Raw genomic sequence first — 25605 nt, forward strand, 5'->3', positions numbered from 1 at the left:
ATGCCAAACACCGTCGCACAACAACAACCGTCGCGCTCGAAGATTTCGGTCAAGGACCTGAACTTCTACTACGGCAAGTTCCACGCGCTCAAGGGCATCAACCTCGAGATCCCCGAGAACAAGGTCACGGCCTTCATCGGCCCGTCGGGCTGCGGCAAGTCGACCCTGCTGCGCACCTTCAACCGCATGTTCGAGCTGTACCCCGAGCAGCGCGCCGAAGGCACCATTGCCCTGGACGGCGAGAACCTGCTCACGTCCAAGCAGGACGTGGCGCTGATCCGCGCCAAGGTCGGCATGGTGTTCCAGAAGCCCACGCCGTTCCCGATGTCGATCTACGACAACATCGCCTTCGGCGTGAAGCTGTTCGAAAATCTGTCGGCCAGCGAAATGGACGACCGCGTCGAGTGGGCCCTGAAGAAGGCCGCGCTGTGGACCGAAGTGCGCGACAAGCTGCAGCAAAGCGGCTCGGGCCTCTCCGGCGGCCAGCAGCAGCGCCTGTGCATTGCGCGCGGCATCGCGATCAAGCCTGAAGTGCTGCTGCTCGACGAACCCTGCTCCGCACTCGACCCGATCTCGACCGCGAAGATCGAAGAGTTGATCGCCGAGCTGAAAAACGAGTACACCGTGGTCATCGTGACCCACAACATGCAGCAAGCTGCCCGCTGCAGCGACTACACCGCCTACATGTACCTCGGCGACCTGATCGAGTTCGGTGCCACCGAACAGATGTTCTTCAAGCCGCAGCGCAAGGAGACCGAGGACTACATCACCGGCCGCTTCGGTTGAGTTGAAGTCAAAGGAAAACACCATGACCGAGAAACACCTTTCCAGCCAGTTCGACAGCGAACTCAATGGCGTCTCGTCGCGCGTGATGGAGCTCGGCGGCATGGTCGAGTCGCAGATCCACCAGGCCGTGTACGCCCTGCTGCAGTTCGACTCCGAAGCCGCCGACCGCGTGATGGAAACCGAGAACCGCGTCAACGCGATGGAGATCGAGATCGACCGCGAGCTGTCGTCGATCATCGCCCGTCGCCAGCCGACGGCGCGCGACCTGCGCCTGCTGATCGCCATCAGCAAGACCACCGCCAACCTGGAGCGCGTGGGCGACGAGGCCAACAAGATCGCACGCATGGTCAAGTCGATCATCGAAAGCGGATCGGCCCGCCAGCTGCCCACCACCGAGCTGCGCATTGCCGCCGACCTGGCCTCGAACCTGCTGCGCACCGCCCTGGACGCCTTCGCGCGCCTCGATACGGCCGCCGCGCTGTCGATCCTGAAAGACGACGACCTCATCGACAAGGAGTTCGACGGCTTCGTGCGCAAGCTGGTCACCTACATGATGGAAGACCCGCGCACCATCTCCGCCAGCCTGGACCTGCTGTTCCTGGCCAAGGCCATCGAACGCATCGGCGACCACGCCAAGAACATCGCCGAGTTCATCATCTACATCGTCAAGGGCGCCGATGTGCGGCACACTTCGATGGAGGAAATCGAGTCGGCATTGCAGTGACGACCGTCGCCGCACAGACTCCCCATAACGCATGAAGAAACCAAGAGTCCTGATCGTCGAAGACGAATCCTCGATCGCCGAGCTGATCGCCGTCAACCTGCGCCACAACGGCTTCGAGCCGATCTGGTCCGAAGACGGCGCCGCTGCCCAGCGTGAAATCGACGCCTTCCTGCCGGACCTGATCCTGCTCGACTGGATGCTGCCGGGCCAAAGCGGCCTGCAGCTCGCGCGCCAATGGCGCAAAGACCCGCGCACCAAGGCCATCCCGATCCTGATGCTCACGGCGCGCGGCGACGAGCCCGACAAGGTCGCCGGCCTCGATGCCGGTGCCGACGACTACATCACCAAGCCGTTTTCCACCCAGGAAATGCTGGCGCGCATCCGCGCCGTGCTGCGCCGCCGTGCGCCCGAGGTGGTGACCGAGCGCGTCGAGATCGGCGAACTCGCCCTCGACACCTCCACCCACCGCGTCACGTGGCAGGGTGGGGCGCTGAAGGTCGGCCCGACCGAGTTCAAGCTGCTGGCCTACCTGATGCAGCACGCCGAGCGCGTGCACAGCCGCGCACAGCTGCTCGACAAGGTGTGGGGCGATCACGTCTACATCGAGGAACGCACGGTCGACGTGCACGTCAAGCGCCTGCGCGAGTCGCTGGGTGCGGCTGCGCCGATGGTGGAAACCGTTCGCGGAGCAGGTTACCGGCTGACGGCCCAAGTCACGGTGTGAGCACCGCCGTGAGCCTCGGCGGCGGGCGCGGATAATCGCCCGCCATGCCTTTTCGTATTGCTACGTTTTTAATAGCGTCCCTCGTAATTGCGGCGGGCGCTGTCGGCCTTTTCGGCTGGAAGTACGGCTGGCTGGGTGCCTGGCTGGGCGCGGTGCTCTGGCTGGGCTTCGATGCCTGGCGCGCCGAGCGCCTGCTGCGCGTGCTGCGCAACGACGCGGCCGGGCTGCCGTCGCGTGGGCCGGGCGTGTGGGGCGAACTCTCGGAGCGCATCCGCAAGCTGCTGCGCGAGCGTGAACAACAGACTCGGCAGGCCGAAGACCGGCTGCAGGAGTTCCTGGCTGCGATCCAGGCCTCGCCCAACGGCGTGGTGCTGCTCGACGAGCAGGGCCGCATCGAGTGGTGCAACCAGACCGCGGCGGGGCAGTTCGGCATCGATGCCGAGCGCGACCTGCTGCAGCACCTGGCGAACCTCGTGCGCGATCCGGCGTTCGTGGCCTACCTCGCGTCGTGGAACTACAGCCGCGATGTCGTCATCGACGCGCCCGGCCTCGTGCATGCACAACATCGCGGCCACCCGGTGCGGCTGTCGGTGCAGGTGCATCCCTACGCCGGCAACCGGCGCATGCTGCTCACGCGCGACATCACGGCGCTGGAGCAGGCCGAGGCGATGCGGCGCGACTTCGTGGCCAACGTGTCGCACGAGATCCGCACGCCGCTCACGGTGCTGGCGGGTTTCGTCGAGACGCTGCAGAACCTGCCGCTGGATGCCGACGAGCGCACGCGCTATCTGTCGCTGATGGGGCAGCAGTCGCACCGCATGGAAACGCTGGTGAACGACCTGCTGACGCTGTCGCGGCTGGAGGGCAGCGCGGCACCGTCGGGCAACCAGTGGGTGCGCATGCGCGCGCTGCTGGCGCAGTGCGAAGACGAGGGGCGCGGCCTGTCGGGCCGGCTCACGCCGCAGGGGCACCGTCTCACGTTCACGTCGGAAGCCGAGTCCGAGCTGTCGGGCGCGCCGACCGAGCTGCAGAGTGCGATGTCGAACCTCGTGAGCAATGCCATCCGCTACACGCCGGGCGGCGGCGAGGTGGTCGTGACCTGGCGGGTGCTGCCCGACGGGCGCGGCGAATACGCCGTGCGCGACACGGGCCCGGGCATTGCCGCCGAGCACATTCCGCGGCTCACCGAGCGCTTCTATCGCATCGACCGCAGCCGCTCGCGCGAGACCGGCGGCACCGGGCTCGGGCTGGCGATCGTGAAGCACATTGCGCAGCGGCACGGCACCGAGTTGCGCATCGAGAGCACGGTGGGCAAGGGCAGCCGTTTTGCGCTGCTGTTTCCGGCAACGCGCGTGCGCGAAGCGCGCGTGATGGTCAAGTAAGTGAGTCGCGCGGCCTTCAGCGGGCCCGCGCTTTCATCGTCCAGCGCAGCAGCGCCACGAACAACAGCGCGGTGAGCGCCAGCGCCGCGGCGCTCATGAGCCAGAAAGCCAGCGGCGACTGCATGGCAGGCCACGGCCCCAGGCCGCGGTAGGCCAGCAGGTAGCTGCCGCCCAAGCCCATGCCCCAGAGCATCGCGCAGTAGATGACCAGCGGCGCCAGCGTCACGCGGTAGCAGCGCAGCACGAAGACGCACAGCGTCTGGAAGGCATCGGCGATGTGATACAGCGCCACCGTGACCAGCAGCGCCGAGGCCATCGCGATCACGGCGGGGTTGTCGGAATACACGTTGGCGAGCTGCGTGCGAAACGCGGCCATGGCGCCGGCATAGAGCAGGGCGAACAGGGCCGTGAGTTCAAAGCCCAGCCGGCACGCATGGCGCGCCCGTGCGGTGTCGCCGGCGCCGAGCCAGAAGCTCACGCGCGCACTGGTTGCGATGCCGAGCGACAGCGGCGTCATGTAGGCCACGGCCAGCAGGTTCGACGCGATCTGGTGCGCGGCCGCCGCGGCGGTGCCCAGGCGCGCGATGAAGAGGGCCATCAGCGTGAACGACGTCACTTCCACCAGCACCGCGAGGCCCCCGGGCACGCCCAGCCGTGCGAAGAGACGGATCTGGCGCCAGTCGGGCGCCTCGATGCGCTCCCACAGCTGGTAGCCGCGGTAGAACGCGCCGTGGCGCAGCAGCCAGACCGCGCAGCCGAGCATGGCCCAGTTCACGCACAGCGTGGCCCAGGCGCAACCCACCAGCCCCATCGCCGGCAGGCCGGCACCGCCGAAAGTGAACCAGACCGACAGCGGCAGTTTCACGAGCAGCGAGGCCAGCTGCAGCCAGGTCACGAGCTTGGGCTTGCCCAGGCTCTGGTTCAGCGTGCTGAAGAGGCGAAAGAGCAGGGCGGGCGCCAGCGCAAAGGCCAGCACCGCGAGGTAGGCCTCGACCTCGCCGCGCATGTCGGCGGGCACCTGGGTCCAGCGCAGCGCCGCGCCGGGCAGCAGCAGCACGGTCATGCCGACCACGACGGCGATGGCCGCGAGGTAGAGCGACTGGCGCACCGAGCGGCCGATTTCGCTGCCCCGGTTGGCGCCGTGCAGTTCGGCCCACACCGGCAGCAGCGCCTGCAGCACGCCCATCAGCGAGACATACACGCTGACGAAGATCGCGGCGCCCACCGAGAGCGCGGCCAGCGCGCCTTCGGAGTAGCGGCCCGCGATGATGGTGTCGGCCACGCCGAAGGCCATCACGGCCAGCTGGCCGATCAGCACCGTGCCGGCGTGCCGCGCGATGAGTCCCCGTTCGCTGGTGGTGTTCTTCTGTGTGCGGTCGGTGCTGCTGCTCACGGGTCAGCGCACGATCTTTTCGTAGAGCAGCAGGTCGTCCGCGGGGCTGCTGGGGCGGCGCAGGGTGCCGCTGAAGCGCCATTGGTCCATCGGGATGATGGTGTGCAGGCGCTCGATGGTGTCGGGGCTCACGAGCAGCCAGGGGCAATCGTTGCCCAGCAGCAGCGGCTGCAGGTTGAGATTGCCGTGGTGGCGCAGCGCCGCGATGTGCGGGCGGCTCAGCGCCAGCTCGGCGATGCAACGCGGATGGCCGATGCGCTCCGTCACGGCGCGCACCTGCGGGACGTAGCTGCGCGCGTAGTCGATGGGCGGCAGCCAGAGCGTCATCAGCAGCATCCAGCACAGGGCGGTGCCGCCGGCCGGCAGCACCAGCGTCTTCCAGAGCGCGGCGCGATGGCGCCCGGTGCGCCAGCGCACCAGCCAGCACCAGGCCAACGTGGCGGCCAGTGCGAGCACGAAGGCGACCGGCGAGAACGCGGCCTCGAAGCCCGGCACCAGCCGTGCGACGCTGGCGGCCGGCTTGCGCGGCGCGCCGGTCAGCATGGCGATCCAGTACATCCAGCCGAGCACGGCCAGGCCGCTGAAGAACAGCACGTTGAACCAGTCGATCAGCGCCGCTGCGCTGCGACGGAAGGTCGGCAGCGCGAAGGCCGCCAGCGTGGCGAAGGCGGGCAGGGCCAGCAGCAGGGAGCGGTCGGAGAAGTCGGTGGTCCAGGTGGCAGCCAGCGGCACCAGCGCGAACCACAGCGGCAGCGCGACGTGGCGCTCGAGCCACTGGCGGCGCCAGCGCCAGAGCGTCCAGAGCGCGAGCGGCCAGACCGGCCAGGTGAACCACAGCAGCAGCTTGGCCTGGCTGCGCACGTCGGACAGCAGCGAATGGCCCAGCGTGATCTTCCATTGCGCCAGGCCCAGGCCGAAGACCAGCGCGGCGGCCAGCACGGTGATGCCGATCATCGTCAGCAGGGCGGGCCGAGTGAAGCCGGGGCTCTCGTCGTCGCTGCGACCTTCTGCTTGTCGGGCGGCGCGCTGGCGGCGTTCGTAGACCATGTACACCGCGCTGCCGATCGCCAGTGCGAGGCCGACCGTCGGGCCGCCGCTCAGCGTCACGCCAAGGGTACCGACCACGAGCGCGATCACCGGGCCGACGCGGCGGTAGGGCAGTGCGGCCACGCCGTAGAACAGGTGCGAGGCGAAGTACAGCTGGGCCAGCGCGGGCGTGGTTTCATGCCCCAGCTGCGCCAGGCCCAGCGAGGCGATCAGCGCCAGCAGGCCGCCGTCGGCGATGGCGCGGGCGTAGTCGGTGGGACGCGCCTCGCCGCCGAAGGCAAAGGCCACGGGCTGGGCGCGCGGCGTGCGGGCCAGGTAGTAGACGGCGTACCAGGTCGCGGTGAAGGTGCCCCACAGCATCAGCGCGAACACGAAGCGCACGGCCAGGTCGGGATTGACCCACGACGGGGCGAGCTGGATTGCCCAGGCGCCGATCCAGTACGGAATCAGCGCGGGGGTCTCGGGGCGCATGCCCAGCAGCAGCGGGTCGAACCAGCGGGCGATGCCCTCGGTGCTGCGGGCCAGCTCGGCCATGTAGCCGAAGGCCGTGATGTCGGCGCTCTTCCAGGGGCCCCGGCCGAGCAGGCCCGGCAGCAGGTAGGCCGCGCACAACAGCAGCAACGCGACGCGCGGCAGCCGGCGTACGGCATTCTGGGCAACGATCGCGGGGGTCGGCTGGTTCAAGGGCGAGGCGGAAGAGGCGAAGGGGTGATTGGAAAGAAAAAGGGCAGCGCGGTAAACCGGGCTGCCCTCGACGCCAGAGCGCGTGCCTGATTACTTGGCAGCGGTCTTGCCGAAGCGGTTGCGGAACTTCTCGACGCGACCGCCCATGTTGTCCACCGACTTTTGCGTGCCGGTGTAGAAGGGGTGCGATTCGCTGGTGGTGTCGAGCTTGAACAGGGGCAGCTCGCGGCCGTCGTCGGTCTTGCCCATTTCCTTGGTGTTCGCGCACGAACGGGTCACGAACTTGAAGCCGTTCGACATGTCGACGAACAGAACTTCGCGGTAATTCGGGTGGATGCCTTCTTTTGCCATGGTGTTTCCTTTTGCGCTGTTGGAATCAATGCGCGGTCGATGCGAGAGCCACCAGCGTGCCAGCAATCTGGCGCGCCGCCCTGAGGCCTTTGACGTGAAGTGTGAGGGCCAAGGAAGCCGGGCGACGTGCCCAGCCGCACTTTTCGCGGAGCCCATGATTATCGCATACTGCCCCCATCGCGAGCAAACCGGGCCCTCCCATGACTTCTACACCCCTTCGCGCCGGCCTCGTCGGCTACGGTTTTGCCGGCCAGACCTTCCATGCCCCAGTGCTTTCGGCCGTTCCGGGGCTCGAACTGGCGGCCGTGGCGAGCTCGCAGCCGCACAAGGTGCATGCCGACTGGCCGGGCGTGGCCGTGGTGCCCGACGTGGCGGCGCTGGTCGCCCGGGCGGACATCGACCTCGTGGTGGTGGCGACGCCCAATGCCCAGCACCATCCGGTCGCCAAAGCGGCGCTCGAGGCCGGCAAGCACGTGGTCGTCGACAAGCCTTTCACGCTCGACGTGGCCGAAGCGCGGGAGCTCGAATTGTTGTCAAAGCGCAACAATCGCGTGCTCTCGGTCTACCAGAACCGGCGTTTCGACGCCGACTTCCTGACGCTCCAGCAGGTCCTGGCGTCTGGCGACTTGGGGCGCCCGGTGTACCTGGAATCGCATTTCGACCGCTTCAGGCCCCAGGTTCGCGAGCGCTGGCGAGAGCAGCCGGTGCCGGGTTCGGGCCTGTGGGTGGATCTGGGCGCGCATCTGGTCGATCAGGCCGTGCAGCTCTTCGGCCGGCCCGACACGTTGCAGCTCGACACGGCCGTTTTGCGCGATGGAGCGCTGGTCGAAGACTATTTCCATGCCGTGCTGCGCTACGAAGGCGGCCCCCATGCGCCCCTGCGCGTGGTGCTGCACGCCACGACGCTCGCGGCCCATGCGGCGCCGCGCTACATCGTGCACGGCACGCGCGGCAGCTACGTCAAGCACGGCGTCGACCCGCAGGAAGACGCGCTGCGCGCTGGCCAGCGACCGCCGGCCGAAGGGTGGGGCGCCGATCCGATCGATGGTGAGCTCACATTGATTGGCAGTGACGGCGCGCCGCATTTTCACGCGGTGCCGACGCAGGCCGGTAACTATGCCGACTACTACGCGGCGGTTCGCGACGCGATCCTCGGAAAGGGGCCCAATCCCGTGCCGCCCGAGCAGGCCGTCGCGCTGATGGCACTGCTCGACATCGGCCGTCAGAGCGCCGTCGAAGGCCGAGCCATCCGCATCGAGCACCCATGAAAAAAGCGCGTTGACCCGTGAGGGCCAACGCGCTTTTGCGGGAGAGCCTGAAGCTCAGCCGCCGCGACGCATCATGTCGAAGAACTCGACATTGGTCTTGGTCGCCTTCATGTTCTTGAGCATCAGCTCCATCGACTCGATCTCGTCCATGTTGTACATGAGCTGACGCAGGATGCGGGTCTTCTGCAGGATCTCGGGGGCCAGCAGCAGTTCTTCGCGGCGCGTGCCGCTGCGGTTGAGCTGGATCGACGGGAACACGCGCTTTTCGTACAGGCGGCGGTCCAGGTGGATTTCGGAGTTGCCGGTGCCCTTGAACTCTTCGAAGATCACTTCGTCCATGCGGCTGCCGGTGTCGATCAGCGCGGTGCCGATGATGGTCAGCGAGCCGCCTTCTTCCACGTTGCGCGCGGCGCCCAGGAAGCGCTTGGGGCGTTGCAGTGCGTTGGAGTCGACACCGCCGGTCAGCACCTTGCCCGACGAGGGCACGACGTTGTTGTAGGCGCGGGCCAGACGGGTGATCGAGTCCAGCAGGATCACCACGTCCTTCTTGAGTTCGACCAGGCGCTTGGCGCGCTCGATCACCATTTCGGCGACGTGCACGTGGCGTGCTGCGGGCTCGTCGAAGGTCGAAGCAATGACTTCGCCCTTCACCGTGCGCTGCATTTCGGTCACTTCTTCAGGGCGCTCGTCCACGAGCAGCACCATCATGTGCACGTCGGGGTAGTTGGCGCTGATCGCGTGAGCGATGTGCTGCATCATCACCGTCTTGCCGCTCTTGGGCGGTGCCACGAGCAGGGCGCGCTGGCCTTTGCCGATGGGGGCGATGATGTCGATGATGCGGCCGGTGAGGTTCTCTTCGCCCTTGACGCCTTCGCGTTCCAGCTTCATCTGTTCCTTGGGGAACAGCGGCGTCAGGTTCTCGAACATCACCTTGTGCTTGTTGGCTTCGGGTGCGCCGTCGTTGACCTTGTCCAGCTTGGTCAGTGCGAAGTAGCGCTCGCCGTCCTTGGGCGTGCGCACTTCACCTTCGATCATGTCGCCGGTGTGCAGGTTGAAGCGCCGCACCTGGCTGGGCGAGATGTAGATGTCGTCGGTGCTGGCCGTGAAGCTGGTGTCGGGGCTGCGCAGGAAGCCGAAGCCATCGGGCAGGATTTCGAGCACACCGTCGGCGAAGACCTGTTCGCCGGCCTTGGCGCGCTTCTTGATGATCGCGAACATCAGCTCTTGCTTGCGCATGCGGCCGATGTTTTCGATCTCAAGCGCCTCAGCCTGCTTGAAGACTTCAGACACGTGGAGTGCCTTGAGTTCGTTTAAGTGCATGGAACGACCCCTGGAGGGGTAATCGAATCGGGAACGGGGGGAGGTTTGATGTGGGGCAAGAACTGCCTCACGAACCGGGGAACTCGAACCGGTTGCCTGATGAAAGGCCCGGTGAACTGAGGGCGATTATGACAGGAAAATCGCCCCGGCCAACGCATTGCGCGCTGGCCGGAAGAAATGCATCAGGCGAGTTGCTGGTCGATGAAGGCCGTGAGTTGCGCCTTGCTCATGGCGCCGACCTTGGTGGCGGCCAGCTGGCCGTCCTTGAACAGCATCAGCGTGGGGATGCCGCGAATGCCGAACTTGGCGGGGATGTCGCGGTTCTCGTCGACGTTGAGCTTGGCGATCTGCAGCTTGCCTTCGTAGGTGGCCGAGACTTCGTCCAGGATAGGGGCGATCATCTTGCAGGGACCGCACCATTCGGCCCAGTAGTCGACCAGAACCGGCTGGCTGGACTTGAGCACGTCGGCCTCGAAGGAAGAATCGGAGATGTGTTTGATCAGTTCGCTGGCCATGTGATGTGTCCTTGTGCGCAGAGAGAGTTTCGGTGCAGCTAAAGTGCGGGTCATTGTGACAGAAACCAAGGGGCGACGTGCCATGCGGCCCGGCTATGGCGGCGATAGCCAAAGCCCTTTGCGGCCCTGCCGCCGACCCCCTCAACCCCCTCGATAGAACATGAACGAAGGCCACCCCGTCCAGGCCCTGTGGTGCGATCCCGCTGACGGCGTCGTCGCGCGGATCGTGCGCGCGCTCGACGAGCGCCAGTTGCATGCGGCGCGCACCGTGGTGCTGGTGCCGTACGCGCAGCTGATGGCGGTCGCGCGCGGCATGTGGGCGCGCTGCTGCAGCCCGGGCTTCGTGCCGCGCTTCGAGACCACGCACAACTGGGCGCGCAGCGCGGGCGGCTTCCTGCCGTCCGGCTACGACATCGCCTTCGACATGGCGCGCGACCTGGTCACGGCCCAGGGCCTGCTCGCGCAGTCGGGTTTCCAGGCCGAACGCTTCGCGCTCGCGGGGCGGGTGGTCGAGCTGGCCTACCAGCTGGCGCCGCTGGCATCCGCCGTGGCGCCTGACGTGCGCGGCAGCGACTGGGCCCAGGGGGCGTCCAAGGTGGCCGATGCGGGCAGCGAGTCGGAGTGGTTCCGCATCGAGAGCGCGCTGATCCGCGTCGCCGTGGCCTGGGCCGCGAACTCGGGCTACGCGACCGACGTGCTGCTGCGCGATGCGGCGCGCAGCCAGGTCGATGCGCTGATCGTGCTCGAAGGCTTCCAGACCGATCCGCTCACGCAGGCCCTGTGCGCGCTGTGGGGCGACCGCGCGATCCGCATTCCGCTCGTGCCCGCCGATGCCCCGCCATCTGCGGCCCATGCGCACGTGGCGCTCGACCCCGAAGACGAGGCCCAACTGGCCGCCGCCTGCGTGCTGCAGCACCTGGCCGAGGGCCGCGCGCCGGTCGCGCTGGTCGCCACCGATCGCGCGCTCACCCGCCGCATCAGCGCCCAGCTGAGCACGCAAGGCATCGTCACGCACGACGAAACCGGCTGGAAGCTGTCCACCACGCGCGCTGCCGCCACGCTGATGAGTGCCTTGCGCGCCTGCGCGCACGACGCCGCCACCGACCAGGTGCTCGAATGGCTCAAGAGCGGCGCCGAGGTCGATGTGCACGCCGTGCAGTCGCTCGAAATGCGCCTGCGACGCGAAGGCGTGCGCGACTGGCAGGCCTGGTGCGCGTTGATCGCGCGCAGCGACAAGCCGCAGGACGAAGGCCTGCGCGCTTTCACAGCCACCATCGAAACCCGCCGCGCCCCGATGGCGCGCGCGCGTTCCCTGGCCGAGTGGCACCGCGCGCTGCGCGAACTGTTGACGGCCGGCGAGCAGTGGGGCGCGCTCACCGCCGACTTCGCGGGCGCCAAGGTGATCGCCGCCCTCTGGCTCGATGCCGACGCGCACGGCGAGGACGACGAGTTTCCCGGCGGGCGCCACAGCCTGGCCGAGTTCACGGCCTGGGCGCGCGACGTGCTCGAGGACGCCAGCTTCGTGCCGCCCGCCGGCGACGAGGCGCCCAAGGTGTCCGTGCTGCCGATGTACCAACTGCTGGGCCGCGTCTTCGGCGCCGTCGTCATTCCCGGCTGCGACGACCGCCGCATGCCCGCGTCGCCCGAGCCGCCGGGCAACTGGAGTGCGGCGCAGCGCCTCGACCTGGGGCTGGCCTCGCGCGAGGTGCTGGAGATCGCTCAGCGCGCGGCCTGGGCCATGGCCACGCGCAACCCGAGCTGCGACCTGGTCTGGCGCCATTCCGACGCCAGCGGCGAACCCGTGCGGCCGAGCCCGCTGGTGCAGGCCCTGCAGCTCGCGCACGCGCTGCAGCCGGGCGTCGATCCGCGCACGCCGCGCGACGTCGCCGTCACGCCGACCCTGCGGCCGACGCCCTCGGGCGCGCTGCTGCCGCTCACCAACGTGTCGACCAGCGTCTACGAAGACCTGCGCCGCTGTCCCTATCGCTTCTTCGCGCTACGCCAGCTGGGCCTGCGCACCGCCGACGAGCTCGATGCCGAGGTCGACAAGCGCGACTTCGGCAACTGGCTGCACGCGGTGCTCGGCCAGTTCCACGAGACCCTGCGCGATGCGCCGACGAACGATGCGCAGGCGCGCGCCACGCTGCTGGCCGACACCGCACGCGATGTCACGCAGGCGCTCGGCTACTCCGATGCCGAGTTCCTGCCCTTCGCCGCGGCGTGGCCGGCGGTGCGCGACGGGTATCTCGAATGGCTCGTGAAACATGAAGCAGACGGGGCGGTCTTCGTCGAGGCCGAGCCGTGGAAGGAGCAGCCTCTGGGCATCCTGCGGCTGGTCGGCCGGCTCGACCGCGTCGACCGCACGGCCGACGGCCAGCCCTTCGTGATCGACTACAAGACCGAGACCGCCTCCGTCACCAAGGAGCGCGTGAAGGACCCGACCGAGGACACGCAGCTCGCCTTCTATGCGGCGCTGGTGGCCGACGACACCTTGCGCGCGGCCTACGTCAACGTGGGCGAGAAGTCGTCCGGCACGCAGACCGTCGAGCAGCCCACCGTGGTCGAGGCGCGCGATGCGCTGGTCGCCGGCATCATCGACGACTTCGCGCGCATCGCACAGGGCGCGCCGCTGCCGCCGCTGGGCGAGGGCAGCGTCTGCGATTTCTGTGCCGCGCGCGGCCTGTGCCGCAAGGATTTCTGGGAGGTCACGCCATGAACGGCGCTGCCTACGAACACAACGGCCGGCACGTCGCGCGCGAGGCCTTCTACACCGTTGCCTGTGATCCGCGGCGCTCGGTCGCGGTCGAAGCCTGCGCGGGCGCCGGCAAGACCTGGATGCTGGTGTCGCGCATCGTGCGCGCGCTGCTCGAAGAGGGCGATTCCGCCTGCGAGCCGCACGAGATCCTGGCCATCACCTTCACCAAGAAGGCCGCCGGCGAAATGCGCGAGCGGCTCGACCAGTGGCTCGCGCTCTTCGCCGAGCTCGATCCGGCCGCGTCGCAACGCGAACTCGTGATGCGCGGCATGACACCCGAGGCTGCGCAGGCGGCCGTGCCGCGCCTGCAGGGGCTCTACCGGCGCTTGCTCGAAGGCGGGCGCCCGGTGCAGTTCCGCACCTTCCATGCGTGGTTCGCGGGCCTGCTGCGCAATGCGCCGCTCGCCGTGCTGCGCGAGCTGGGACTGCCCGCGAACTACGAGCTGCTCGAAGACGATGCCGAGGCGCGCAACCACACCTGGCGTCCGTTCTTCGAGGCCGTGACCGGCGACGCGCGCGCGCTGGCCGACTACTACGCCGTCGTCGCCACGCACGGCCGCTCGCAGACGGCGAAGGCGCTGGGCGAGGCGCTGTCGAAGCGGGTCGAGTTCTCGCTGTCCGATCCCCAGGATGCGGTGACGCCGTTCGACGTGCTGTACCCGGCCCTGCAGGGGCTGGAGGTGCCGACCGACGCGCTGCGCGGCGAGGCCGTGCGCCGCCGCTGGCTCGACCGCGCCGCCGCTCTCGGCCGCGAGGCCAACAAGACACCGCAGAAGGCGGCCGAAGCCATCATCGACGTGTTCGGCACCGGCGAGCCCGCACCCGAGGCGCTGGCCGACGTGCTCGCCGTGCTGCGAAAGACCTTCTTCGTCGCCAGCGAAGACCGGCTCACCAAGAACCTGCAGAAATTCCCCGCCGCCCAAGAAGCCGAGACCGAGCTGCAGCTTCTGTGCGCCGCGCAGGCCCAGCACGCGGCCTGGCTCTACCAGCAGCGCATGACGCGGCTCACGCGCCTGCTGATCACCGCCTTCGGCGAGGTCAAGCGCGCCCACGGCTGGGTCGACATGAACGACGTCGAGCAGGCGGCGCAGCTGCTCTTGGGCCAGTCGGCGCTGTCGGGCTGGGTGCAGGAGCGGCTCGACGCGCGCGTCGCGCACCTGCTGATCGACGAGTTCCAGGACACCAACCCGCTGCAGTGGCAGGCGCTCTACGGCTGGCTCAGCGCCTACACGGGCGCGGGCGGCAGTGCGCCGCGCGTGTTCATCGTGGGCGACCCCAAGCAGAGCATCTATCGTTTCCGCCGCGCCGAGCCGCAGGTGTTCATCGCCGCCAAGAAGTTCGTGCGCCAAGGGCTCGGCGGCGAACTGCTCAACTGCGACCACACGCACCGCAACGCGCGCGCCGTGGTCGGCCTCGTCAACAGCGCGATGCTGGCCGCGCAGGCGGCCGGCGAGTTCGACGGCTACCGCGCCCACACCACCGAGCGCGGCGACGACGGCGAGCTGCTGAAGCTGCCCGCCATCGACCGCGACGCGCTCGACACCGCCGTGGCCGCCACGCCGGCCGACGACGGCATGCTGCACTGGCGCGACAGCCTCGTCACGCCGCGCGTGCTCCCCGAAGAACAGCTGCTGCAGAAGGAATGCGAGCAGGCCGCGCGCTGGGTCGCGCAGCGCATCGCCGACGGCACGCCGCCGCGCCAGATCATGGTGCTGGCGCGCCGCCGCAGCCGCTTGTCGGCCATGCAGGACGCACTGCGCCGCCGCCACATCCCCGTGCAGCAGCCCGAAAAGAACGACCTGAACGACGCGCCGGAGGTGCAGGACGTGGTCGCGTTGCTCGACGCGCTGGTGTCGCCCGCGCACGACCTGTCGCTGGCGCGCGCGCTCAAGTCGCCGCTGTTCGGCATCGACGACGACACGCTGGTGCAGCTGGCCCGCTGCCAGCGCGAGACGCCGGTCGCCAGCTGGTTCTCGCTGATCCAGAAGGGCGAAGGCCTGCCGCCCGTGCTGACCGAGGCGGGCGTGCAGCTGCGCCGCTGGCAGCGCTGGCTGATGGCGATGCCGCCGCACGACGCGCTGGACGCGATCTTTCACGACGGCGACGTGCTCGCGAAGTTCGGCGCCGCGGTGCCGGCGGCCTTGCGGCAGAGCGCGCTGGCCAACCTGCGCGGGCTGGTTGCCGCCTCGCTCGACATCGACGGTGCGCGCTTCGCGACGCCTTATGCCCTGGTGCGGGCCCTGCGCGCGGGCGGCGTGCGCGCACCCACCGTGGCCGCGCCCGAAGCGGTGCAGCTGCTGACCGTGCACGGCGCCAAGGGCCTCGAAGCCGACACCGTGCTGATGCTCGACTGCGACGCGCCGCCGCCGCGCGCCCAGACCATGGGCGTGCTGGTCGAATGGAAGGGCAGCGACAGCGCGCCGACGCGCTTCGTGTTCCTGGCCAGCGAGAAAACGCCGCCGGCCTGCGCCGCCGCACTGCTCGAAGAAGAGCAGCACGCGCGCCATCGCGAAGAACTCAACGGCCTCTACGTGGCGACCACGCGGGCGCGCGAGCGGCTGGTGCTGTCGTCGGTGAAGCCGTCGCGCGCCAACGAGGGCAGCTGGTGGACGCGGCTGGAGCCGCTGTGCGAGCCGACCGAGGCCGACGAGCCGCTGGTCGAAGCCTCCGCCGCCGGCGAGGCTGGGGTGGGCACCTTCGCGATGAAGCGCCTGCCCGCACCGCTCGTGGCGGCAACCGGAGCGCCGTTCGAAAAGAAAAAGGCACAAGACGCCACGGTCGACGCGCGCGCCGCTGCGTTCGGCCAGGCCATGCATCGATTGCTCGAATGGGCGGTGCCCGGCGAGGCGCTGCCACCGGCCCATGTGCGGGCGGCCGCGCGCGAGTTCATGCTCGATCCGCAGCAGGCACGCGGCGCCGCGGCGCTGGCCCAGCGCATCCGCGCGGGCGCCGGTGCCTGGGTGTGGGACGATCGCAGCATCGACTGGCATGGCAATGAAGTCACGCTGGTCCACGAGGGCGATACCTTGCGCATCGACCGGCTGGTGCGCGAGCGCGCCACCGGCGCATGGTGGATCCTCGACTACAAATCGGCCGCGCGCCCCGAACGGGACGCGGCCCTGATCGCACAGATGCAGCGCTACCGCGCTGCCGTGCAACATGCCTACCCCGGTGCCACGGTGCGCGCCGCGTTCCTGACCGGGCAGGGCGAACTGGTGAATCTCGAATGACTGTTTCTTCTACCGTCGCCGTCATTGGCGGCGGACCTGCCGGCCTGATGGCGGCCGAAGTGCTGAGCGCGTCCGGCGCGCAGGTGCATGTGTACGACGCCATGCCCTCGGTCGGCCGCAAGTTCTTGCTGGCTGGCCGCGGCGGCCTCAACCTCACGCACTCGGAGCCCTTCGATGTGTTCGTGACGCGCTTCGGCGAGCGCCGCGCGCAGCTCGAACCGCTGCTCGCCAAGTTTGGCCCGCAGCAGGCGCGCGAGTGGGCGGCCGGGCTGGGCATCGAGACCTTCGTCGGCACCTCGGGTCGTGTGTTCCCGACCGACATGAAGGCCGCGCCCTTGCTGCGCGCCTGGCTGCATCGTTTGCGCGCCGCGGGCGTGCAGTTCCACATGCGGCACCGCTGGGTGGGCGACGGGGCCTTCGATGCGAACGCGCTGCGCTTTGCGACGCCGGCGGGCGAGGTCACCGCCAAGGCCGACGCCGTGGTGCTGGCCCTGGGCGGCGCGAGCTGGGCGCGCCTGGGCTCCGACGGCGCGTGGGCACCGTGGCTTCAGGCACAAGGCGTGGCGGTGGCGCCGCTGCTGCCGGCCAATTGCGGCTTCGACGGCGCAGGCTGGAGCGAGCATTTTTCAAGCCGCTTCGCGGGGCAGCCTTTCAAGTCGGTCGCGATCGCCTTCACCGACAGCCAGGGGCGGCACTTCGCGCGCAAGGGCGAGTTCGTCGCCACGGCCACCGGCATCGAAGGCAGTCTGGTCTATGCGGCGTCGGCGCTGTTGCGCGACGAGATCGCAGCGAACGGCAGTGCGACGCTGCTGCTCGACCTGCTGCCCGATCGCAGCGCCGAGCAGGTGCTCGCCGCGGTCAAGCACCCGCGCGGCGCACGTTCGTTGAGCAGCCACCTCAAGAGCCGCCTCGGCATCGAGGGCATCAAGGCGGGCGTGCTGCACGAAGCGCTGAGCAAGGAAGCGATGCAGGACCCGGCGCAACTGGCGGCCACCATCAAGGCGGTGCCACTGAAGCTGGTCGCGACGCGGCCGGTCGATGAGGCGATCAGCACGGCGGGCGGCGTGCGCTTCGACGCACTCGATCCGGCCCTGATGGCGACGGCGCTGCCCGGTGTGTTCGCAGCAGGGGAAATGCTCGACTGGGAAGCGCCGACCGGCGGCTACCTGCTCACGGCGGCGATGGCCAGCGGCGCGGCTGCAGCGCGCGGCGCGATCCAGCGTCTGGGGCTGTAGCCGCAGGCCTGCTCAGCGCTCGCAGGGCCAGAAGAACACCTGCTCGGGGTCGTCCGCATCGAGGTTCTCGATGTGGCCGCTCTCTCTGAACCCGGCTTCTTTCAGCAGCGCGTGCATCGCCGCGTTGGAGCGGTTCGTGGAGGTGAAGAGCTTGGGGCGTTCGCAGATCGACCGGAAGTGATCGACGAGCCGCAGGCCGAGCCGCCTGCGGCGAAATCGCTCGCCGACCATGAGCATCTCGATGAAGCCGCAGTCGAAGAAGTGGTGGTGCAGCACGCCGTAGGCGGCGACGTCGCCATCCATCTCGATCACGTGGCAGAAGCGATCCTCGATCCAGCCCCGGATCTGCACAGTGCGGCGCGCATCGTGCGCGGCCACGGTGTCGAGGCGCACCAGCGCTTCGAGATCGCTGATGCGGGCGGGCCGGATGTCCAAGTCCATGGATGGCTGCGCGAAGTTCTGGGAATTTGAGGTGTCCGGGGTCGGTAACCCCTGGACACAGCGCGTGAGTTCTCTGCAAAGGAACTCACGGCTTCTGGATGTTAGGTTGACGAGCCTTACCCCTGGCACTGACTACGCAGTTAGGGCTGCTTGGTTCCCCACCTGACCCGGTTGGCCACTTCACCATGCAGGGAGGCCCGTCAGCCTGCATTCTAACCGCGCGAATTTGCCCCTTGGCCGGGGCGTGAATCATTTCGACGGTGGATGGGAAACAAGCGTGAAGTGACCCCCGCCGCGCCTTTTAGAATGCCCGCAATGTCTTATCTCGTGCTCGCTCGCAAGTTCCGTCCGAAAACCTTCGGTGAGATGGTCGGTCAGGGGCATGTGGTCCAGGCGCTGGAAAACGCGCTGACGACGCAGCGCCTGCACCACGCCTATCTGTTCACCGGGACGCGGGGCGTGGGCAAGACCACGGTGTCGCGCATCCTGGCCAAGTCGCTCAACTGCCAGGGCCCGGACGGGCAGGGCGGCATCACGGCCACGCCCTGCGGCGTGTGCCAGGCTTGCCGCGACATCGATTCGGGCCGCTTTGTCGACTACACCGAGCTCGACGCGGCCTCCAACCGCGGCGTGGACGAAGTGCAGTCGCTGCTCGAGCAGGCGGTCTACAAGCCGGTGCAGGGGCGCTTCAAGGTCTTCATGATCGACGAAGTGCACATGCTCACGAACACCGCGTTCAACGCGATGCTCAAGACGCTCGAGGAGCCGCCCGAGTACCTCAAGTTCGTGCTGGCCACGACCGATCCGCAGAAGGTGCCGGTGACGGTGCTGTCGCGCTGCCTGCAGTTCAACCTGCGGCCGATGGCGCCCGAGACGGTGCTCGAACACCTCACGGGCGTGCTGCAGACCGAACAGGTGCCGGCCGAGCCGCAGGCGCTGCGCCTGTTGGCGCGCGCCGCGCGCGGCTCGATGCGCGACGCGCTCTCGCTCACCGACCAGGCCATCGCCTTCGGCAACGGCGAGCTGCTCGAGACCGGCGTGCGCCAGATGCTCGGCAGCGTCGATCGCGGCCATGTGTTCCGCCTGATCGAGGCGCTGGCGCAAGGCGACGGCAAGACCGTGGTCGACACCTCCGAGGCGCTGCGCCGCGACGGCATGTCCGCCGCATCCACGCTCGAAGAAATGACGGCGGTGCTGCAGGCCATGGCGGTGCTGCAGGCCGTGCCCTCGCGCGCCGAATCGGCCGATGCGGCCACCGACCCCGACGCGGCCGACACGGCGCGCCTGGCGTCGCTGATGCCCGCCGACGAGACGCAGCTGCTGTACAGCCTGTGCCTGCATGGGCGCGGCGAGCTGGGCCTGGCGCCCGACGAGTACGCGGCGCTGACCATGGTGCTGTTGCGGCTGCTGGCCTTCAAGCCCTCCCATGCGGCCGCCTCGACGGCCTCCACGGAAAAAAAAACTCTGAATGACGCCGGCGGCGCCGCGCCGCGGGCTCCCGCGCGCGAAGCCGCCCCGGTTTCCCGGCCTTCGGTGCCCGATTCGGCACCCGCTGCCGCGCCTTCGCAACCACCCGCACAACCCGCGCCGGCGGGCCAGCGGCTCGCGGTGGTCGATGCCCCGCAGCGCCAGCCCATGCCCCGGCCTGCCCCGCAGGAGGCGTCCGACGCCCCCGCGGCCCATGTGGTCGGCGTGCCGATCCGCGTGCAGCCGCCGCCCGGCCAGCGCGACGTGCCGCGCGAAGAAGAACAGCGCAGCACCTACACCCCGATCCCGCCGAGCGAAGAGGGCGACTTCTGGCATGCCACGGTCATGCAGCTCGTCGCGGCCGAAAGCGTGGCGGCGCTGGCGCGCGAACTCGCGCTGCAGTCGCAGCTGGTGGCGCGCGACACCGACCAGTGGATGCTGCGCATCGAGCGCGAAACCCTCAACCAGCCGTCCAGCCGCGAGAAGCTCACGGCGGCGCTGCAGGGCCTCGGCCACAATGTGAGGCTGGCCATCGAGATCGGCGGCGTGGTCGACAGCCCGGCGCGCCGCAACAAGCAGGCGGCCGACGAGCGCCAGCGGGTGGCCGAGGAAGCCATCCGCAGCGACCCCGAGGTGCAGATGCTGATGCGCGACTTCGATGCGAAGATCGTGCCCGGATCGCTGAAGCCCCTCTGAAGCCGGCGCCGCAGTCGCCGCATTTTTCGACCGTATTCTTTCCATCACCAACCCATCACAGACAGGACCAACGATGTTCAACAAAGGACAACTGGCCGGCCTCATGAAGCAGGCGCAGGCAATGCAGGACAACCTCAAGAAGGCCCAGGAAGAGCTGGCGCACATCGAGGTCGAAGGCGAGTCGGGCGCCGGTCTCGTCAAGGTCGTCATGACCTGCAAGCACGACGTCAAGCGCATCACCATCGACCCCAGCCTGCTGGCCGACGACAAGGACATGCTCGAAGACCTCGTGGCTGCCGCCTTCAACGCCGCCGTGCGCAAGGCCGAGGAAACCAGCGAGCAGAAGATGGGCAAGCTGACGGCCGGCATGCCCGGTCTCCCGCCCGGCATGAAGCTGCCGTTCTAAGCGAGGCATGGCAGACGCCAGTTCGCTCGATGCGCTGGTCGATGCGCTGCGCCGGTTGCCCGGTGTCGGCGTCAAGTCGGCCTCGCGCATGGCCTTCCACCTGCTGCAGCACGACCGCGAGGGCGCGCAGCTGCTCGCGCGCGCATTGCAGCAGGCGGCAGGCCAGGTGCGGCACTGCGAGCTGTGCAACACCTTCACCGAAGCGCCGATCTGCCATGTCTGCATGGACTCGCGGCGCGACGGCACCAAGCTGTGCGTGGTCGAGACACCGGCCGACCAGGCCGCGCTCGAACGCACGGGCGCCTTTCGCGGCTACTACTTCGTGCTCATGGGCAAGCTCAGTCCGCTCGACGGCATCGGGCCGAAGGACATCGGCCTGCAGAAGCTGTTCGACCGCGCACGCGACGGCACGGTGAGCGAGGTCATCCTTGCGACCAACTTCACCGCCGAAGGCGAGGCCACGGCGCATGTGATCGGCGAGGCGCTCAAGCAGCACGGGCTCACCGTGACGCGTCTCGCGCGCGGCGTGCCGGCCGGCAGCGAACTCGAGTACGTCGACCTCGGCACCATCGCGCACGCGCTGGTCGATCGCCGCTGACGCGCGGCCTGTTCAAGGCCGCGTTCGTTCTTTCCTTTTGTTGTCGCCACCATGACCTTCTCCCTGCTCACCGTCGCCTACTGGTGCGTGTTCATCGCCTGCGGCCTGCCGTACCTCGCGGCATGGATCGCGAAGGCGGGCAGCTTCGGCGTGCGCGACAACATGCATCCGCGCGACTGGGCCGCCAAGCAAAGCGGCTGGCGCGCACGCGCCAACAGCGCGCAGGCCAACAGCTTCGAAGGCCTGCCGTTCTTCATCGGCGCGGTGGTCATTGCGCACCAGCTCGGCGTGGCGCAGGCGCGGCTCGACATGCTCGCGGTGGCCTACGTGGTGCTGCGCGTGATCTATCTCGCGCTCTACATCCGCGGCGCGCCGAGCGCGCGCAGCGCGGTCTGGGCACTCGCGTTCCTGGTCAATATCGCGATACTTTTTCTGGCGCGATAGCGCCTTGGCGAAGGCTTCTCCAGGAGGCCTTCGTGCTTACGTGGAAACCCGCACGGGATGACCCCGATGCAGGCCCACACGGCGCACGCCTAAGCTCGATTCAGTTCACAAGAATCACAGAGCCCCGCAGGACCGCGCCATGCTTCATCGCAGAACCCTCATCTCCGCTTCCGCCATCGCTGCCGCAGCGATTGCATTGCCGCGGGTCTTTGCGCAGCAGGCCAAGCTGGAGAAGACCAAGGTCTCCATCGCGGTGGGCGGCAAGGCGGCGTTCTACTACCTCCCGCTCACCATCTCCGAGCAGTTGGGCTACTTCAAGGCCGAAGGCCTCGAGGTCGAGATCTCCGACTTCGCCGGCGGCGCGCGTGCATTGCAGGCGGTGGTGGGCGGCTCGGCCGATGTCTGCTCGGGTGCGTACGAACACACGATCAACCTGCAGGCCAAGAACCAGTTCTTCCAGGCCTTCGTGCTGCAGGGCCGCGCGCCGCAGATCGCGGTGGGCGTGTCGACGAAGAACATGGCGGGCTACACCGGCATCCAGGACCTGCGCGGCAAGAAGATCGGCGTCTCGGCGCCGGGCTCGTCGACCAACATGGTGGCCAACCTCGTGCTCTCGCGCGGTGGTCTCAAGGCCAGCGACGTGAGCTTCATCGGCGTGGGCGTGGCGGCCGGTGCGCTCACCGCGATGCGCTCGGGCCAGATCGACGCCATCAGCAACACCGACCCGGTGATGACGATGCTGGAGCAGAAGGGCGATGTGAAGATCATCAGCGACACGCGCACGCTCAAGGGTACCGAGCAGGTGTTCGGTGGGCCGATGCCTGCGGCCTGCCTCTACGCGCCGATCGACTTCATCCAGAAGCACCCCAACACCTGCCAGGCGCTGGCGAACGCGATCGTGCGCGGCCTCAAGTGGCTGCAGACGGCGGGGCCGGGCGACATCATCAAGACGGTGCCCGAGACCTACCTGCTGGGCGACCGCGCGCTGTACCTCGCGTCCTTCGACAAGGTGCGCGAGTCCATCGCCACCGACGGCCTCGTGCCGGCCGAAGGGCCGAAGACGGCGCTCAACGCCATCGCGAGCTTCGACACCTCGGTCAAGGCCGACAAGATCGACCTCGCCAGGACCTACACCAACGATTTTGCAAAGCGTGCGAAAGACAGGTTCAAAGCCTGATTGCGAACGTTCAGCAACCCGGCTTCGGCCGGGTTTTTTCTTCCGGAGCGCCATGTCCGACTACGCCCTCGAACTCCTTTCCATCCGCTGCACCTTCCTTTCGAAGGACGACCCGGGCCAGCGCTACACGGCGGTGGACGACACCACGTTGCGCATCGGGGCGGGCGAGTTCGTCTCGGTGGTCGGGCCCACGGGCTGCGGCAAGTCGACGCTGCTGAATGTGGGCGCGGGCTTGCTCGAGCCGTCGTCGGGCGGGGTGAAGGTCTTCGGTCGGGCACTCACGGGCGTGAACAAGCGCGCGGGCTATATGTTCCAGACCGAGGCGCTGATGCCGTGGCGCAGCGCCATCGACAACGTGAAGGTGGGGTTGCAGTACCGCGGCGTGCCCGATGCCGAGGCGCACGCGCAGGCCGAAGCCTGGCTCTCGCGTGTGGGCCTTTCGGGCTTCGGCGATCGCTACCCGCACCAGCTCTCGGGCGGCATGCGCAAGCGCGTGGCGCTGGCGCAGACGCTGGTGCTCGACCCCGACATCATCCTCATGGACGAGCCCTTCAGCGCGCTCGACGTGCAGACGCGGCAGCTGATGGAAAACGAAGTGCTCGAACTCTGGAGCGCGAAGAAGAAGGCCGTGCTCTTCATCACGCACGACCTCGACGAGGCGATTGCGATGAGCGACCGCGTGGTGGTGCTGTCGGCCGGCCCGGCGACGCGGCCGATCGGCGAGTTCGCGATCGACCTGCCGCGTCCGCGCGATGTGGCCGAGGTGCGCACGCAGCCGCGCTTCGTGGAGCTGCATCGCCAGATCTGGGAGGTGCTGCGCGACGAGGTGCTCAAGGGCTACGCGCAGCAACTGAGGAAGGCCGCATGATGCCGCGCCTCGATGCACGCCATGCGCGCTTCTGGCAGCTGATGCTGCTGGCCGTGATCCTCGTGACCTGGCATGTGGCGTCGCGCAATGACCAGATCGCCTTTTTCCTCGGCCAGCCGATCGTGGTGGCGGGGCGCATCTGGAGCTGGTTCCTGCCCTTCGAGGTGCCGCCGAACCTGCTGTTTCCCGAAGGACTGAAGGGCAACGCCGACATCTACCGCCACCTGGGCACGACGCTGCTCGAAACGGTGCTGGCCTTCGGCATCGGCACGGCGCTCGGGCTGGGCTGCGGACTGTGGCTGGCGCTGGCGCCCACGGCGAGCCTGATCCTCGATCCGTACATCAAGGCCGCCAACTCGATGCCGCGCGTGATCCTCGCGCCGATCTTCGCGCTGTGGTTCGGCCTGGGTATCTGGAGCAAGGTGGCGCTGGCCGTCACGCTGGTGTTCTTCATCGTGTTCTTCAACGTCTACCAGGGCGTGCGCGAAGTGAGCCCGGTGGTGCTGGCCAACGCGAAGATGCTGGGCGCCAACCAGCGGCAGCTGCTGCGCACGGTGTACCTGCCCAGCGCCACGAGCTGGGTGTTCTCCAGCCTGCACACCTCCGTGGGCCTGGCCTTCGTGGGCGCGGTGGTGGGGGAGTACCTGGGCTCGGCGCGCGGCGTGGGCTACCTGATCCTGCAGGCCGAGGGCACCTTCGACGTGAACACGGTCTTTGCGGGCATCGTGGTGCTCACGGCCTTCGCGCTGGCACTCGACGGGCTCGTGGGGCTGATCGAGAAGCGCCTGATGAAGTGGCAACCCAGGAGCGGCGAGACCGAGAAGCTGTAGGCCGCCAGTGCGATGATCGCGCCAGAGCGCCCGTGGGGGGCGACAACAACATCTGGGAGTGAATCTTGAACCACAACCACGGGAACCAGCGCGGGAGTACCTTGCGCTCGCGCGGCGAAGCCGCAAGGGTGTCGAACGAAGAGCTGTTCTTCGACCTGGTCTATGCCTTTTCCGTCACGCAGCTGTCCCACTACCTGCTGGACCACCTCACGCTGCTGGGCGCCTTGCAGACGCTGGTGATGTGGTTTGCGGTGTGGCTCGGCTGGCAGTACACGGCGTGGACGACCAACTGGTTCAACCCGGGCACGCTGCGCATACGGGCCATGCTGTTCGGCGTCATGCTGCTGGCGATGGTGATGGCGTCGGCATTGCCGGATGCCTTCGGCGAGCGCGGGCTGGTGTTCGCGCTGTGCTTCGCAGGCATCCAGGTCGGGCGCACCTTCGGCATGCTGGTGGCGGTGGGGCGCGACCATGCGCTGGCGCCCAACTTCCGGCGCCTGTTGGCCTGGAACTGCGTGGCCGCGGTGTTCTGGATCGCGGGCGGCCTGGCGCAGCAAGGCACGGCGCGCCTGTTGCTGTGGATGGCTGCTGTCTCGTGCGAGTACGTGGCGCCGATGATTGGCCTGCGCTTTCCGGGCCTCGGGCGGTCGACCACCGCCGACTGGACCATTGACGGCGGCCACCTGGCCGAGCGCTGCCAGCTGTTCGTGATCGTGGCGCTGGGCGAATCGGTGCTGGCCACCGGCATCGCCTTCGGCCACCACACCGAATGGCACGGTGTCGACCTGTTCGCGCTGCTCGTGAGCTTCGCCGGCAGCCTCGCGATGTGGTGGATGTACTTCGACACCAGCGCCAAGGAAGCGACGCACGTCATCGAGCACGCCAAGGACCCGGGCGGCATCGGCGCCAAGTTCCACTACACGCATGTGATCCTGGTGGCCGGCATCATCGTCTGCGCCGTGGCCGACGAACTCGTGATCGGCGAGGGTTCGCACCATGCGCAATGGAAGCACCTCGGACCGCTGTTGGGTGGGCCGGCGATCTACCTGTTCGGCAATGCGCTGTTCAAGCGCGTGGTGCGCGGCTTCATGCCGCAGTCGCACCTGTACGGCTTGGCGCTGCTCGCGGTGTTGGCGGTGTTCGCCTCACAGCTCTCGATCCTGGTGGTGGGCTCGTTGACCACGCTGGTGATGGTGGCCGTGGCGGCGCTGGAGGCCGTGGTGCGCCGCCGGGCCGGGGCCGGGCAGACGCCGCACCCCTGAGC

The 25605-nt window shown here is 68.4% G+C and carries 22 protein-coding genes and 1 other RNA gene; 16 read left to right on the forward strand and 7 right to left on the reverse strand.

Translation table 11 applies throughout. The annotated features are described in order from the left end of the window. Genes pstB through phoR form a run of 4 tightly spaced genes read left to right on the forward strand, consistent with a single transcriptional unit; the run spans position 1 to position 3616 of the window. The gene (pstB, locus tag AC07Q9_RS06780) at positions 1 to 786 is read left to right on the forward strand and encodes a phosphate ABC transporter ATP-binding protein PstB (RefSeq protein WP_056580144.1); all 786 of its coding nucleotides are present in this window, start codon (positions 1 to 3) and stop codon (positions 784 to 786) included. Positions 787 to 808: 22 nt separating this feature from the next. Continuing rightward, complete coding sequence (gene phoU, locus AC07Q9_RS06785; RefSeq protein WP_070060957.1) at positions 809 to 1510, forward strand: phosphate signaling complex protein PhoU; 702 nt, start codon at positions 809 to 811, stop codon at positions 1508 to 1510. Between the two features lie 31 nt (positions 1511 to 1541). Continuing rightward, on the forward strand, positions 1542 to 2234 hold the full coding sequence (phoB, locus tag AC07Q9_RS06790; RefSeq protein WP_007836652.1) for a phosphate regulon transcriptional regulator PhoB: 693 nt from the start codon (positions 1542 to 1544) through the stop codon (positions 2232 to 2234). A gap of 44 nt (positions 2235 to 2278) precedes the next feature. Then, on the forward strand, positions 2279 to 3616 hold the full coding sequence (gene phoR / locus AC07Q9_RS06795) for a phosphate regulon sensor histidine kinase PhoR (RefSeq protein ID WP_495308286.1): 1338 nt from the start codon (positions 2279 to 2281) through the stop codon (positions 3614 to 3616). Positions 3617 to 3632: 16 nt separating this feature from the next. Here phoR and AC07Q9_RS06800 read toward each other — a convergent pair whose 3' ends face one another. The 3 genes from AC07Q9_RS06800 to AC07Q9_RS06810 all read right to left on the reverse strand — a co-directional run bounded on the left by AC07Q9_RS06800 (position 3633) and on the right by AC07Q9_RS06810 (position 7091). After that, positions 3633 to 5009 (reverse strand): MATE family efflux transporter, encoded by a 1377-nt coding sequence (locus tag AC07Q9_RS06800; protein ID WP_495308288.1) that lies wholly within the window; start codon positions 5007 to 5009, stop codon positions 3633 to 3635. Between the two features lie 3 nt (positions 5010 to 5012). Further along, positions 5013 to 6740 (reverse strand): hypothetical protein, encoded by a 1728-nt coding sequence (locus tag AC07Q9_RS06805; protein ID WP_495308290.1) that lies wholly within the window; start codon positions 6738 to 6740, stop codon positions 5013 to 5015. A 90-nt stretch (positions 6741 to 6830) separates the two neighbouring features. Beyond that, entirely contained in the window at positions 6831 to 7091 is a 261-nt protein-coding gene (locus AC07Q9_RS06810) for a type B 50S ribosomal protein L31 (protein WP_056580149.1), read from the reverse strand. Between the two features lie 200 nt (positions 7092 to 7291). Here AC07Q9_RS06810 and AC07Q9_RS06815 point away from each other — a divergent pair, with 200 nt between their 5' ends. Beyond that, complete coding sequence (locus AC07Q9_RS06815) at positions 7292 to 8359, forward strand: oxidoreductase (protein ID WP_495308292.1); 1068 nt, start codon at positions 7292 to 7294, stop codon at positions 8357 to 8359. A 54-nt stretch (positions 8360 to 8413) separates the two neighbouring features. Here AC07Q9_RS06815 and rho read toward each other — a convergent pair whose 3' ends face one another. Together rho and trxA are read right to left on the reverse strand one after the other, a co-directional pair. Beyond that, the gene (gene rho, locus AC07Q9_RS06820) at positions 8414 to 9679 is read right to left on the reverse strand and encodes a transcription termination factor Rho (protein ID WP_062473130.1); all 1266 of its coding nucleotides are present in this window, start codon (positions 9677 to 9679) and stop codon (positions 8414 to 8416) included. Between the two features lie 182 nt (positions 9680 to 9861). Next, positions 9862 to 10194 carry a thioredoxin TrxA gene (gene trxA / locus AC07Q9_RS06825; protein ID WP_042578306.1) on the reverse strand — a complete coding sequence of 111 codons (333 nt, stop codon included), beginning with the start codon at positions 10192 to 10194 and terminating at the stop codon, positions 9862 to 9864. A gap of 160 nt (positions 10195 to 10354) precedes the next feature. Here trxA and AC07Q9_RS06830 point away from each other — a divergent pair, with 160 nt between their 5' ends. Genes AC07Q9_RS06830 through AC07Q9_RS06840 form a run of 3 tightly spaced genes read left to right on the forward strand, consistent with a single transcriptional unit; the run spans position 10355 to position 17414 of the window. Next, complete coding sequence (locus AC07Q9_RS06830) at positions 10355 to 12910, forward strand: PD-(D/E)XK nuclease family protein (RefSeq protein ID WP_495308294.1); 2556 nt, start codon at positions 10355 to 10357, stop codon at positions 12908 to 12910. Then, positions 12907 to 16179 (forward strand): UvrD-helicase domain-containing protein, encoded by a 3273-nt coding sequence (locus AC07Q9_RS06835; protein ID WP_495308296.1) that lies wholly within the window; start codon positions 12907 to 12909, stop codon positions 16177 to 16179. The genes AC07Q9_RS06830 and AC07Q9_RS06835 overlap by 4 nt, the downstream gene beginning before the upstream one ends. Continuing rightward, a complete protein-coding gene (locus AC07Q9_RS06840; protein ID WP_495308298.1) occupies positions 16176 to 17414 on the forward strand; it encodes a TIGR03862 family flavoprotein in 1239 nt (412 codons plus the stop codon). Before AC07Q9_RS06835 ends, AC07Q9_RS06840 begins: the two co-directional genes overlap by 4 nt. A 12-nt stretch (positions 17415 to 17426) precedes the next feature. On the opposite strand, the gene AC07Q9_RS06845 is transcribed toward AC07Q9_RS06840, so the two are convergent. Both AC07Q9_RS06845 and ffs read right to left on the reverse strand, forming a co-directional pair. Next, entirely contained in the window at positions 17427 to 17855 is a 429-nt protein-coding gene (locus AC07Q9_RS06845) for a GNAT family N-acetyltransferase (protein ID WP_495308300.1), read from the reverse strand. Between the two features lie 105 nt (positions 17856 to 17960). After that, positions 17961 to 18057: signal recognition particle sRNA small type (ffs, locus tag AC07Q9_RS06850), an RNA gene on the reverse strand. Between the two features lie 113 nt (positions 18058 to 18170). Here ffs and dnaX point away from each other — a divergent pair. From dnaX to AC07Q9_RS06890, 8 genes are all read left to right on the forward strand, one after another. Beyond that, positions 18171 to 20018, forward strand: coding sequence for a DNA polymerase III subunit gamma/tau (dnaX, locus tag AC07Q9_RS06855; protein WP_495308302.1), 1848 nt, complete (start codon positions 18171 to 18173; stop codon positions 20016 to 20018). Between the two features lie 73 nt (positions 20019 to 20091). After that, the gene (locus AC07Q9_RS06860; RefSeq protein WP_007836669.1) at positions 20092 to 20424 is read left to right on the forward strand and encodes a YbaB/EbfC family nucleoid-associated protein; all 333 of its coding nucleotides are present in this window, start codon (positions 20092 to 20094) and stop codon (positions 20422 to 20424) included. 7 nt (positions 20425 to 20431) lie between these two features. After that, positions 20432 to 21022, forward strand: coding sequence for a recombination mediator RecR (gene recR, locus AC07Q9_RS06865; protein ID WP_062473120.1), 591 nt, complete (start codon positions 20432 to 20434; stop codon positions 21020 to 21022). Positions 21023 to 21073: 51 nt separating this feature from the next. Then, positions 21074 to 21466, forward strand: coding sequence for an MAPEG family protein (locus AC07Q9_RS06870; RefSeq protein ID WP_070060948.1), 393 nt, complete (start codon positions 21074 to 21076; stop codon positions 21464 to 21466). A gap of 139 nt (positions 21467 to 21605) precedes the next feature. Beyond that, a complete protein-coding gene (locus AC07Q9_RS06875) occupies positions 21606 to 22643 on the forward strand; it encodes an ABC transporter substrate-binding protein (RefSeq protein WP_495308304.1) in 1038 nt (345 codons plus the stop codon). Between the two features lie 52 nt (positions 22644 to 22695). Then, the gene (locus AC07Q9_RS06880) at positions 22696 to 23511 is read left to right on the forward strand and encodes an ABC transporter ATP-binding protein (protein ID WP_495308306.1); all 816 of its coding nucleotides are present in this window, start codon (positions 22696 to 22698) and stop codon (positions 23509 to 23511) included. After that, positions 23508 to 24341, forward strand: a complete 834-nt coding sequence (locus AC07Q9_RS06885; RefSeq protein ID WP_153283965.1) for an ABC transporter permease — start codon at positions 23508 to 23510, stop codon at positions 24339 to 24341. Before AC07Q9_RS06880 ends, AC07Q9_RS06885 begins: the two co-directional genes overlap by 4 nt. A 65-nt stretch (positions 24342 to 24406) precedes the next feature. Further along, the gene (locus tag AC07Q9_RS06890; RefSeq protein WP_495308308.1) at positions 24407 to 25603 is read left to right on the forward strand and encodes a low temperature requirement protein A; all 1197 of its coding nucleotides are present in this window, start codon (positions 24407 to 24409) and stop codon (positions 25601 to 25603) included. The last annotated feature ends 2 nt before the right edge of the window (positions 25604 to 25605 follow it).

It is taken from the genome of Variovorax sp. GW821-FHT09A10, from assembly GCF_059418385.1.

Coding starts and splice junctions, on each gene's coding strand:
- pstB (WP_056580144.1), top strand. CDS start 1: ATGCCAAACACCGTCGCACAACAACAACCGTCGCGCTCGAAGATTTCG.
- phoU (WP_070060957.1), top strand. CDS start 809: ATGACCGAGAAACACCTTTCCAGCCAGTTCGACAGCGAACTCAATGGC.
- phoB (WP_007836652.1), top strand. CDS start 1,542: ATGAAGAAACCAAGAGTCCTGATCGTCGAAGACGAATCCTCGATCGCC.
- phoR (WP_495308286.1), top strand. CDS start 2,279: ATGCCTTTTCGTATTGCTACGTTTTTAATAGCGTCCCTCGTAATTGCG.
- AC07Q9_RS06810 (WP_056580149.1), bottom strand. CDS start 7,091: ATGGCAAAAGAAGGCATCCACCCGAATTACCGCGAAGTTCTGTTCGTC.
- AC07Q9_RS06815 (WP_495308292.1), top strand. CDS start 7,292: ATGACTTCTACACCCCTTCGCGCCGGCCTCGTCGGCTACGGTTTTGCC.
- rho (WP_062473130.1), bottom strand. CDS start 9,679: ATGCACTTAAACGAACTCAAGGCACTCCACGTGTCTGAAGTCTTCAAG.
- trxA (WP_042578306.1), bottom strand. CDS start 10,194: ATGGCCAGCGAACTGATCAAACACATCTCCGATTCTTCCTTCGAGGCC.
- AC07Q9_RS06830 (WP_495308294.1), top strand. CDS start 10,355: ATGAACGAAGGCCACCCCGTCCAGGCCCTGTGGTGCGATCCCGCTGAC.
- AC07Q9_RS06835 (WP_495308296.1), top strand. CDS start 12,907: ATGAACGGCGCTGCCTACGAACACAACGGCCGGCACGTCGCGCGCGAG.
- AC07Q9_RS06840 (WP_495308298.1), top strand. CDS start 16,176: ATGACTGTTTCTTCTACCGTCGCCGTCATTGGCGGCGGACCTGCCGGC.
- AC07Q9_RS06845 (WP_495308300.1), bottom strand. CDS start 17,855: ATGGACTTGGACATCCGGCCCGCCCGCATCAGCGATCTCGAAGCGCTG.
- dnaX (WP_495308302.1), top strand. CDS start 18,171: ATGTCTTATCTCGTGCTCGCTCGCAAGTTCCGTCCGAAAACCTTCGGT.
- AC07Q9_RS06860 (WP_007836669.1), top strand. CDS start 20,092: ATGTTCAACAAAGGACAACTGGCCGGCCTCATGAAGCAGGCGCAGGCA.
- recR (WP_062473120.1), top strand. CDS start 20,432: ATGGCAGACGCCAGTTCGCTCGATGCGCTGGTCGATGCGCTGCGCCGG.
- AC07Q9_RS06870 (WP_070060948.1), top strand. CDS start 21,074: ATGACCTTCTCCCTGCTCACCGTCGCCTACTGGTGCGTGTTCATCGCC.
- AC07Q9_RS06875 (WP_495308304.1), top strand. CDS start 21,606: ATGCTTCATCGCAGAACCCTCATCTCCGCTTCCGCCATCGCTGCCGCA.
- AC07Q9_RS06880 (WP_495308306.1), top strand. CDS start 22,696: ATGTCCGACTACGCCCTCGAACTCCTTTCCATCCGCTGCACCTTCCTT.
- AC07Q9_RS06885 (WP_153283965.1), top strand. CDS start 23,508: ATGATGCCGCGCCTCGATGCACGCCATGCGCGCTTCTGGCAGCTGATG.